This is a genomic window from Bradyrhizobium sp. (genome assembly GCF_035309285.1).
Classification (GTDB): Bacteria; Pseudomonadota; Alphaproteobacteria; order Rhizobiales; family Xanthobacteraceae; genus Bradyrhizobium.
Genome location: NZ_DATGFH010000145.1, coordinates 1 through 10,773 on the forward strand (window position 1 = coordinate 1; position 10,773 = coordinate 10,773).

The following is a 10,773-nucleotide window of genomic DNA, read 5'->3' on the forward strand; positions in this document are numbered from 1 at the left end:
AGCGCCTTGGTGGTCATGATCATGCCGTTCAGGCAATAGCCGCATTGCGCGGCCTGCTCCCTGATGAAGGCGTCCTGCACGGGATCGGGATGCTCGCGCGAGCCGAGGCCCTCGAGCGTCACGATGTCGCGGCCGACGCAACCTTCGATGGGGATGACACAGGAGCGTGCCGCCATGCCATCGATCAGCACGGTGCAGGTTCCGCATTCGCCGAGCCCGCAGCCATATTTCGGGCCGTTCAGCGCGAGATCGTTGCGCAGCACGTAGAGAAGCGCGGTGTCCGGTGCAGCACTCACGTCGTGGCGTTCGCCGTTGACGGTCAGTCGGATCGTTGGCTGCGTCATCTCTCGTCCGGTCGCATCCTGAGCTGAAAGACAGTACCGTTTGTATACAAACGTGCAAGCGATGTGCATTTCGCAGTGCAAACACCTGCCTGAATAGCGGACAGGAACTATAGGCAACTGAGCGATTATGCGGCAGGCGGCGATTTCGCCGCTGTCGCCGCTTGACAGTGTTCCGGATCGCGCGCAACATCATTCGTATACGAACGATTATCCGGACGGCCGGAGGACGCCGCCGGAGAACAGGCTGTTCATGTCGACGGAAGCGACGGCCAAGGTCATCGGCGACAAGATCCGCTGCGATGCCTGTCCGGTGATGTGCTACATCAAGCCGGGCGCGGCTGGCGCCTGTGACCGCTACGCCAATCACGACGGCCAGCTTGTGCGCGTCGATCCTCACATCGTGCTGGAGCATACCGTCGAGCATGGCGGACGGCTGGTGCCGTTCCAGAGCGGCGGCGATTGGGACGGCAAGATCGTCCGTCAGCCCGAGGTCGTCGTTACCGCGATCGGCGCCGGAACCACCTATCCCGATTACAAGCCCGCGCCTTTCATCGTCTCCTCGGAGATCGACGGCGTCGACATGGTCACGGTGGTGACCGAAGGCATTTTCTCCTATTGCGGTGTCAAGGTGAAGATCGACACCGACCGCTATCTCGGACCCGAGACCGCGACCGTGCGCGCGGAAGGAGAGGCGGTTGGTCATGTCACGACCAGCGAATATGGTTCGCAGATGCTCTCGCTCGGGGGCGTGCATCATCTGACTGGAGGCTCGAAGAAGGAGGGCCGGGTCACCTGCGACACGCTCATGGACCTTTCCAATTGCAAGCCGGTCGAGCTCACCATCGACGGCGGCGCGACCCTGGTGGTGCAGGCGGGCAAACCGCCGATCGTCAACGGCGTTGCTGAAGAGCGGATGCGGGTCGGCTGCGGCTCGGCGACCATCGGCATGTTTGCCAAGCAATGGCATGGCAGGGTCGACGAGGTCGTTGTGGTCGATGACCACATCACCGGCGTGCTCAGCGAGCATCAGGCCGGCAAGCTCCTTGATATTCCCGACACCGGTATCAAGATGAAGGGCCGGCGCTCGACACCGGGTCGCTATTTCCAGGTGGCCGAGCCCGGCACGGGGTGGGGTGGCACGAAAATCTCCGATCCGCTCTCGGTGCTCGGGCCATTCGATGCCAAGGAGGCGCGGCCGGGCCTGACCATGTTGATGGTCTCCACCACGGGCGAGCATGCCGCTTACTACGTGCTCGACGAGGCGCTGCGGCCGGTCGAGACGGAGATGCCGCTCGACCTGAGGCTCTCGGTTGAGCGCATCCAGGAGAATTGCGAGCCGGCGCTGTGCACCGTGCTGTTCATGGGAGGGGCCGGCGGCTCGCTGCGTGCCGGCGTCACCGACAATCCTGTGCGGCTGACGCGCTCGGTGAAGGACGCGCTGACGCGGGTGACGAGCGGCGGCGCGCCGGTCTATGTCTGGCCGGGCGGCGGCATCACCTTCATGGTCGATGTCACGCAGATGCCCGCTGGCGCGTTCGGTTATGTGCCGACGCCGGCACTGGTGGCGCCGATCGAGTTCACGATGCGGCTTGCGGACTATGCCGCGCTCGGCGGCCACATGGATTACGTGCGTCCGCTGTCTTCGATCAGGGACAGCGCCGAAGTCCGTCCGATGCCGATTATCCCCGGACGGCGCGCATGAAACGGCTGCCGCAAATCGCGCTCCTTCCGGACGGCAGGCGGCTGCATTTGCAGGACGGTCCGATTGATCTGATCGTGGAGGCGAAGGGTGGCGCGAATGAGGTGCGCGCGGCCTATGACGCCGCGGCTAAGCGCTTTACTGGCTTGCTCGACGAGCTCTGCGAGGAGCTTGTCGAATTGCGCCGCGCGGCCGATCCCGCGCGCTGTGCGCTAAAGGGCGTGGTCGCGCGCCGCATGCATGCTGCCGTCGCGCCTTTCGCCCCCGACTGCTTCATCACACCAATGGCGGCAGTCGCAGGCAGCGTGGCCGAGGAGATTTTGGGCGCGATGCTGCGCGCGGCTCGTCTCGATCGCGCTTACGTCAACAATGGCGGCGACATCGCACTGTATCTCACCGATGATGAACACTTCACCGTCGGACTGATCGATCGGCCCGACAGCCAGGGCCTGATGCGCACCATGGTCATCAGCGCCGATGATCCGATACGAGGTATTGCGACCAGTGGCCGCCATGGCCGCAGCTTTTCGCTGGGGATTGCCGATGCGGTGACCGCGCTCGCAACGACCGCATCAATGGCCGATGCCGCCGCTACGATCATTGCCAATGCCGTCGATCTGCCCGGCCATCCGGCCGTCACGCGTCTGCCGGCAAACGAGCTGCAGCCCGACAGCGATCTCGGCGCTCGCCTCGTCACCCGCGACGTCGGCGCCTTGTCCGAAAGTGAAATCGAGATCGCATTGGCAGCAGGTGCAGACTGTGCGCGACGCCTGCTCGTTGCGGGATTGATCGAAGGCGCCGCGCTGCGGCTCAAGGGCGAGACCGTCGTTGTCGGCCCACGGCGCATCGGATCGCGAGCGCTTCACGAACGCCAGCTAGAACACGCAAGTTAGACTTGACCGGGAAGGCACATGCCGATGAGCGCCATCATTCGCAAGATCGTCACCGTGGTCGAGGAGACCCATATCGAGATGGGCAAGACTATCGCCCCGCCGACGCGCCGCGCCGCTGCAATCGCCGTGATCGAAAATCCCTTTGCTGGCCGTTATGTCGAGGATCTCTCGCCCCTGATCGCGATCGGCGAGGAATTGGGCGAGTTGCTGTCGAAGAAGGCCGTCGCTGCGCTCGGCATCGATGGCGCGAAAGCGCACAGCTACGGCAAGGCTGCCGCCGTCGGCGAGAACGGCGAGCTGGAGCATGCGGCTGCGATCCTGCACCCCAAGATGGGCGCTCCGGTGCGCAAGGTGTTGAGCAAGGGCGCGGCGCTGATCCCGTCCTCGAAGAAGCGCTCAGGGCCTGGCACCACGCTCGATATCCCGCTTGGGCACAAGGATGCCGCCTTCGTGCGCAGCCATTTCGACGGCATGGAAGTGCAAATCAACGACGCGCCGCGCGCCAACGAGATCATGGTCGCGGTCGCCGTCACCGACTCTGGCCGGCCGCTGCCGCGGGTCGGCGGGCTGACGACCGCGGAGATCAAGGGCGAGGACGGCTTGCGCTAGACAATCATGCTCAAAACAAAAGCGTTTTAACAGTGGAGGTTTGGGATGCGACGACGACACTTTCTAGGGGCAAGCCTTTTTGGGATAGGTCTTGCGATCGTATTTGCCGGCATGGCGAACAGCGCCATGGCGCAGGGCGAGATCAAGATCGGCGAGATCAACAGCTACTCGCTGCTGCCCGCCTTCACCGATCCCTACCGCAAGGGCTGGCAGCTTGCAGTCGAGGAGATCAACGCGGCCGGCGGTATCAACGGCAAGAAGCTCGTCGTCGTCTCCAAGGATGACGCCGGCAAGCCGGCGGACGCGCAGACCGCGGCCAACGAGCTGGTGTCGAACGAGAACGTCGCGATGCTCGCCGGCACCTTCCTGTCCAACATCGGGCTTGCCGTTAGCGACTTCGCCAACCAGAAGAAGGTGTTTTTCCTCGCGGCCGAGCCTCTGACCGATGCCATCACCTGGTCCAAGGGCAACCGCTATACCTTCCGGCTCCGTCCCTCCAACTACATGCAGGCGGCGATGCTGGCGGAGGAAGCCGCGAAATTGCCGGCGAAGCGCTGGGCCACGGTCGCGCCGAACTATGAGTACGGCCAGTCCGCGGTCAGCGTGTTCAAGAAGCTGTTGTCGGCGAAGCGGCCCGACATCCAGTGGGTCAACGAGCAGTGGCCGCCGTTCGGCAAGATCGATGCCGGTCCGGTCGTGCAGGCGCTCGCCGCCGCCAACCCCGATGCGATCCTCAACGTCACCTTCGGCGCCGATCTCGTGAAGTTCGTGCGCGAAGGCAACACCCGCGGCTTGTTCAAGGGCAAGTCCGTGGTGTCCTTCCTCACCGGTGAGCCAGAATATCTCGATCCGCTCAAGGACGAGACGCCGGAAGGCTGGATCGTCACCGGCTATCCCTGGTACGCGATCCATACCCCCGAGCACGATGCGTTCCTGAAAGCCTACAAGGCCAAGTACAACGACTATCCGCGACTCGGCTCCATCGTGGGCTATCAGACCATCAAGTCGGCGGCAGCGATTCTGGCCAAAGCCAACTCGACCGACCCGCACAAGCTGATCGCGGCGGCCGAGGGATTGTCCGTGCCGTCGCCGTTCGGCCAGATCACCTTCCGCAAGATCGACCACCAGTCGACGCTGGGTGCTTTCACCGGCAAGACCGCGCTGAAGGACGGTAAGGGCATTATGGTCGACATCGCCTACAAGAAGGGCTCGGACTATCTGCCAAGCGATGCCGAAGTCGAGAAGATGCGCCCGAAGGAGTGATCCTTCTTCTCCCTCTCCCCGTTCTTACGGGGAGAGGGTTGGGGTGAGCGGCTCTCTCCGCGAACGCGACTCGTGGAGACAGCCCCTCACCCGAATTGCTTCGCAATCCGACCTCTCCCCGCAAGCGGGGAGACGTGACTTTAAACGCTAACGCGGACCGCCGATGGCTTTCTATATCGTCCAGTTCCTGACCGGCCTTGCCAGCGCGGCGTCGCTGTTCCTGGTTGCGTCGGGCCTGTCGATCATTTTCGGCGTGACGCGGATCGTCAATTTCGCTCATGGCGCCTTCTACATGCTGGGCGCCTATGTCGCCTTCACGCTGACCGATCGCTTCTCGGGCGCGCTCGGGTTCTGGGGCGGTATCCTCGCCGCGGCGCTGATCGTCGCTGCGATCGGCGTGATCGTCGAGATGATCTTGCTGCGCCGGATCTATCACTCGCCGGAACTGTTCCAGTTGCTCGCGACCTTCGGGCTCACGCTCATGGTCGAGGACCTCGTGGTATGGCAATGGGGCCCGAGCGACCTGGTCGGCCCCCGCGCACCGGGCTTGAAGGGCGCGGTCGGCTTCTTCGGTCAGAACATCCCGAGCTACGATCTGTTCCTGATCGTGCTCGGCCCCCTCGTGCTCGGCATCCTCTGGCTGATGTTCCAGCGCACGCGCTGGGGTGTGCTGGTGCGCGCCGCGACGCAGGACCGCGACATGGTCGCTGCCCTCGGCGTCAATCAGAAATGGCTGTTCACCAGCGTGTTTGCGCTCGGCGTGTTCCTTGCTGCTCTCGGCGGCGCGCTGCAGATTCCGCGTGATGCCGTCAACCATGCGATGGATTTGCGCATCGTCGTCGATGTGTTCGTCGTGGTTGTGATCGGCGGCCTCGGCAGCATTTGGGGTGCGTTCGTCGCCGCGGTGCTGGTCTCCGAGCTCAATGCCTTCGGCATCCTGATCTTCCCGAAGATTTCCATCATCCTGGTCTTCCTGGTCATGGCGGTGGTGCTGATCGTCCGCCCCTGGGGCCTGTTCGGCAAGCCGGAGGCGGCGGCGCGGAAGTCGCCGGGCCTGACCGTCAATCCGTGGCGGCCACTGACTTCGGGGGAACGCCTTGCCGCCCTTGCAGTCATCATTGTCGCCGCTGCGCTGCCGCTCGTCGCCGGCAATTATGCACTCACCGTCGCGGCGGAAATCGCGATCTTCGTGATCTTTGCCGCGAGCCTGCATTTCCTGATGTCGGTCGGCGGGCTCGCATCCTTTGGCCATGCCGCCTATTTCGGCCTTGGCGCCTACGGCGTTGCGTTCCTTGCCAAGATGGCGGGACTGCCGATGATCGCCTGCCTGTTGCTCGGGCCGCTGCTCGGCCTGCTTGGCGCCGTCGTGTTCGGCTTCTTTGCCGTGCGGCTCTCCGGCGTCTACTTCGCGATGCTGACGCTCGCCTTTGCCCAGATCATCTGGTCAATCGCGTTCCAGTGGGTGGAGGTGACCGGCGGCGACAACGGCATTCTTGGCGTCTGGCCGGAGAGATGGGCTTCGAGCCCGTCGCATTTCTATTGGCTGTCGCTCGGTATTGCGGTGCTGATGGTCGCAGCGCTGCGCATGGCGATTTTCTCGCCGTTCGGTTTCGCACTTCGCGCCACACGCGACTCGCCGCTCCGTGGCGAAGCGATCGGCATCAACGGCAAGCGCATCCAGTGGACCGCCTTCGTCATCGCAGGCACGGTTGCGGGCGTCGGCGGCGCGCTGTTCGCGTATCTGAAGGGCAGCGTCTTCCCCGATGTGGTGGGCATCTCGCTCTCGGTCGATGCGCTGGTCATGGTATTGCTCGGCGGGGTCGAGACCATCACGGGCGCCGGCGTCGGCGCGGTCGTCTACAAGGCGTTGAACATCTGGCTGGTCAGCCAGACCGACTGGTCAAAACTCGTGCTCGGCGCCTTCATCGTGCTGATCGTGGTTGCGTTCCCCAAGGGCATTGTCGGTGTGATCGAGAGCTTGCGGCTTCGCTATCGCCGCGCGTCACCACAGCCAGCCGTTCTCACCTCGCGCATCGAGTCCGCCGAATGAGCAACGCATCCGCACTGCTGTCGGTCGAAGGCCTCACCAAATCCTATGGCGGCGTTCATGCCGTGCGCGGCGTGTCGTTTGCGCTTCGCGCCGGCGAGATCCTGGCGCTGATCGGCCCGAACGGCGCGGGCAAGAGCACCTGTTTCGATATGCTCAACGGCCAGAGGATTCCGGATAGCGGCCGGATCACTTTGCTCGGCGAGGACACCGCCGGCCGCGCGCCGCGCGAGGTCTGGCGGCTCGGGGTAGGACGCACCTTTCAGATCACTGCGACGTTTCCGACCATGACGGTCCGCGAGAATGTGCAGGTCGCGCTGGTGTCGCACCGCGGGCAGCTCTTTAACCTGTGGTCGTCGACACCCAAGCTCGCGCGCGAGGAGGCGGCGCGCCTGCTCGAGCTGGTCGGCATGAGCGGTTACGCCGACCGTCCCTGCGGCGAGCTCGCCTATGGCGACCTCAAGCGGCTTGAGCTTGCGGTGGCGCTTGCCAATCAGCCAAAGCTCCTCCTGATGGACGAACCGACCGCGGGCATGGCGCCGCGCGAGCGTATCGAGCTGATGCGGCTCACCGCCAGGATCGCGCGCGAGCAATCGATCGGCGTGCTCTTCACCGAGCACGATATGGACGTCGTGTTCGAACACGCCGACCGTATCCTGGTGCTCAACCGCGGCAGCCTGATTGCCGAGGGAACGCCGGCGGAGGTGCGCGGCAACAGCCAGGTGCGCGCGATCTATCTCGGCGAGGGCCTGGTCTATGACGCCCGTCATCGCGAGGGGTCGTCGGCATGAAGCTTACCGTCGAAAACCTCAACAGCCACTATGGCCCCGCGCATATCCTGTTCGACATCGCGCTCGAGGTCAGCGAGGGCGAAGTCGTGGCGCTGCTCGGGCGGAACGGCGCCGGCAAGTCGACGACCTTCCGCTCCATCGTTGGCCTCGTCGAGCAGCGCTCGGGTCGCATCCTGTTCGAGGGCAGGGACGTCTCGCGCGAGCCGACACATGCGATCGTGCGCTACGGCCTCGGCTACGTGCCGGAGGAGCGACGCATCTTCACCGAGCTGACCGTGGAGGAGAATCTCGAGGTCGGCCGCCAGCCAAAGCGGCCGAACGCGCCGTACTGGACGCGCGAAAAGCTGTTCGCGCTGTTTCCCAATCTCGGCGAAATGCGCTCCCGTCCGGGCGGACGGATGAGCGGCGGCGAGCAGCAAATGCTGACGATCGCGCGCACGCTGATGGGCAATCCATCGCTGGTGCTGCTGGACGAGCCGTCGGAGGGTTTGTCGCCGAAAATCGTGGAGCAGATGGTCGACGCCATCCTGACCATGAAGAAGGAAGGCGTCAGCATCGTCGTGTCGGAGCAGAATCTGCATTTCGCAAGATTGATCTCCGACCGCGCCTATATCATCGAGGGCGGCCGGATCTGCTTTGGCGGCACCATGGCCGAGCTCGATGCGCGTCCTGATATCAGCGACGCGCATCTGTCGCTATAAAAGAAGGTGGGGGATCGATGGCCAGGAGCGCTACGCTGAAAAGGACCGTCAAGCCGTCGAAGCCGAGCTATATCCTCGACGAGCAGATCGGTTTCATCCTGCGCCAGGTCTGGCAGCGGCATGCCGCGATCTTTGCGCGCGACATCGGGATCAACTTGACGCCGACGCAATGGGCGGCGCTGGCCAAACTCAACGAGACCGGGCCGTGCTCGCAGAATCAGCTCGGGCGGCTGACGGCGATGGATGTGGCGACCATCAAAGGCGTGATCGACCGCCTTACCGCGCGCGGACTGACCGAGACCTCGCCTGATCCCGAGGACGGCCGGCGCCTGCTCGTGAGCCTCACGCGGGCGGGCGCACAAATGGCGGAGAAGGCCGCCCCCAACGCGCTCGCGATCTCAAGGGAGACGCTGTCGCCGCTCGACGCCAGGGAGCGCGAGGCGCTGCTGATGCTGCTCGACAAATTGCGTTGACCGTAGGGTGGGCAAAAGGCGCAAAGGGCTGTGCCCACCAAATTCAGTCCGCTTCGCTTTGAGATTTGTGGGTACATTCAGCCTCATGTAGCATGGACTTGGATGATCGGACTTAAACCGTTCGTGCGACCGATGGCTGGGTATTGCGCGTGTCTGACGCGCTTGGCGATGAGTGCGGGTTTGGTGCTGACGGTGCTGACACGATCGGCAGTCGCCGGACCGCCCTATGTTGCCGACGATCCCGAGCCGACCGACTACGGGCATTTCGAGATTTATACGTTCAACAACGGCACCGCGACGCGTTCCGACGTGTCCGGCGAGAGCGGCATCGATTTCAATTACGGCGCCGCGCCTGATCTTCAGCTCACCGCGACCTTGCCGGCCGGCTTTGACCAATCGATCGGCGGCACGAATGTCGCAATGAGCAACCTCGAGCTCGCCGCGAAATATCGTTTCCTGCATCAGGAAACGTTCGGTCTTGACGTCAGTATTTTCCTGCGCATTTTCCTTCCCAGCGGCTCAAACATCATTGGCGACAATCGCACGTCGCTGTTGTTGCCGGTGTGGGTGCAGAAGGACTGGAGCGGAGGATGGTCCGCGTTCGGCGGTGGTGGATGCGTCTTCAGCGAGATCCGCGCCGCGGATTTTTGCGAAGCCGGCGCCGTGCTGACCTATCAGATTTTGCCGAAGCTTCAGATTGGCGCCGAGCTGTTTCATCAGACCGCCGACTCGCACGGCACGCCGGCGACATCCAGCGTAGGCGTCGGCTGGCGCTACGACCTGAACGACAACTATCACCTGCTCGGCTATGTCAGGCGCGGAATCGAGAATACCGAGGAGACTGATCGATATTCCTGGTACGCCTCGGTGTTGTTTACGTTCTGACGTCGTCAGGCCTCCCTGGCGACGCTGGATTAATGCCCCACGATCTCCGGCACCTTCGTGGCCGGCGGCGTGTTGCGGCTGCGCTGGGTGCGGACGATGCCGTCGATGATCGTCATACCCACGCCGGGCAGATCGCCGAGCTGCACGCTATCGAGAAGGTTTTTGCCCGGCGAATGCTGCGCCTTGTCCATGATCACGAAGTCGGCCGCGCGGCCGATCTCGATCAGTCCGCAATCGAGCGCGCGCATGCGCGCGGTGTTGCCGGTGGCGAGACAAAAGGCGAGCTCGGCCGGAAGGTCGCCGAGCGAGGATAACAACGACACCATCCTCAGGATCCCGAGCGGTTGCACGCCGGAGCCGGCCGGTGCATCGGTGCCGAGGATGACGCGGGCGAGATCACCCATCTCGCGCGCGGTGCGCAGCGTGTAGAGCGCCGAGCGCTCATTGCCGTTGTGAACGAGCTCGAGTCCGCGCTTGCAGCCCTCGCAGATGCAGCGGATCTGGTCGTCGGGCAGTGCGGTGTGACCGCCATTGATGTGACCGACCACGTCGGTGTCGGCTTCCAGCACCACATCCTTGTCGATCAGGCCGGAGCCGGGGATCGACGGCCCACCGGTATGGATCGTGCTCTGGATGCCGTATTTGCGGGCCCAGCCCACCATCTTGCGCGCCGTCGGCCCATCCTTGACGCCGCCGAGGCCGACTTCGCCGAGCAGCTTGACGCCGGCAGCGGCCATCTCCTTGAAATCCTCCTCGACCATTTCGCACTCGATCACGGGCGCGCCGGCATGCACCTTCACGCCGCCCGGGCGCAGCGTCCAGAACGCGCGCTGCGCGAACACCGCCATCGCCTTGAGTCCCACGACGTCGCGCGGCCGGCCCGGCATGTGCACCTCGCCCGCTGAGATCATGGTGGTGACGCCGCCGTGGAGATAGCTGTCGATCCAGTTGACCTGGTTCTGCCGCGGCGTCCAGTCGCCGGCGACGGGATGGACGTGGCTGTCGATCAGGCCGGGGGCGACGGTGGTGCCGTTGGCATTGACCACGGTGGTGGCGCCCTCGGTGTCG

General features: G+C 64.1%; 11 protein-coding genes. 9 read left to right on the top strand and 2 right to left on the bottom strand.

Annotation, left to right across the window (positions count from 1 at the left end; genetic code table 11):
• On the bottom strand, positions 1-344 hold a 344-nt coding region (locus tag VKR55_RS27215; RefSeq protein ID WP_324408282.1), incomplete at its 3' end, for a (2Fe-2S)-binding protein.
• Positions 345-594: 250 nt separating this feature from the next.
• Here VKR55_RS27215 and VKR55_RS27220 point away from each other — a divergent pair.
• The 9 genes from VKR55_RS27220 to VKR55_RS27260 all read left to right on the top strand — a co-directional run bounded on the left by VKR55_RS27220 (position 595) and on the right by VKR55_RS27260 (position 9,705).
• Entirely contained in the window at positions 595-2,046 is a 1,452-nt protein-coding gene (locus VKR55_RS27220; protein ID WP_324408284.1) for a 6-hydroxynicotinate reductase, read from the top strand.
• A complete protein-coding gene (locus tag VKR55_RS27225) occupies positions 2,043-2,936 on the top strand; it encodes a UPF0280 family protein (RefSeq protein WP_324408286.1) in 894 nt (297 codons plus the stop codon). The genes VKR55_RS27220 and VKR55_RS27225 overlap by 4 nt, the downstream gene beginning before the upstream one ends.
• Before the next feature lie 24 nt (positions 2,937-2,960).
• Complete coding sequence (locus VKR55_RS27230; protein ID WP_324408288.1) at positions 2,961-3,545, top strand: amino acid synthesis family protein; 585 nt, start codon at positions 2,961-2,963, stop codon at positions 3,543-3,545.
• 45 nt (positions 3,546-3,590) lie between these two features.
• Positions 3,591-4,808, top strand: a complete 1,218-nt coding sequence (locus VKR55_RS27235; RefSeq protein ID WP_324408290.1) for an ABC transporter substrate-binding protein — start codon at positions 3,591-3,593, stop codon at positions 4,806-4,808.
• A gap of 163 nt (positions 4,809-4,971) precedes the next feature.
• Positions 4,972-6,858 carry an ABC transporter permease gene (locus VKR55_RS27240; RefSeq protein ID WP_324408291.1) on the top strand — a complete coding sequence of 629 codons (1,887 nt, stop codon included), beginning with the start codon at positions 4,972-4,974 and terminating at the stop codon, positions 6,856-6,858.
• Positions 6,855-7,646 carry an ABC transporter ATP-binding protein gene (locus VKR55_RS27245; RefSeq protein WP_324408293.1) on the top strand — a complete coding sequence of 264 codons (792 nt, stop codon included), beginning with the start codon at positions 6,855-6,857 and terminating at the stop codon, positions 7,644-7,646. The genes VKR55_RS27240 and VKR55_RS27245 overlap by 4 nt, the downstream gene beginning before the upstream one ends.
• Entirely contained in the window at positions 7,643-8,347 is a 705-nt protein-coding gene (locus tag VKR55_RS27250) for an ABC transporter ATP-binding protein (protein ID WP_324408294.1), read from the top strand. Before VKR55_RS27245 ends, VKR55_RS27250 begins: the two co-directional genes overlap by 4 nt.
• Positions 8,348-8,364: 17 nt before the next feature.
• On the top strand, positions 8,365-8,820 hold the full coding sequence (locus VKR55_RS27255; RefSeq protein WP_324408295.1) for a MarR family winged helix-turn-helix transcriptional regulator: 456 nt from the start codon (positions 8,365-8,367) through the stop codon (positions 8,818-8,820).
• 168 nt (positions 8,821-8,988) lie between these two features.
• Positions 8,989-9,705, top strand: coding sequence for a hypothetical protein (locus VKR55_RS27260; RefSeq protein ID WP_324408297.1), 717 nt, complete (start codon positions 8,989-8,991; stop codon positions 9,703-9,705).
• Between the two features lie 29 nt (positions 9,706-9,734).
• Here the strand turns inward: VKR55_RS27260 and VKR55_RS27265 are convergent.
• A partial coding sequence (locus tag VKR55_RS27265; protein ID WP_324408299.1) for an amidohydrolase family protein occupies positions 9,735-10,773 on the bottom strand: 1,039 nt, incomplete at its 5' end.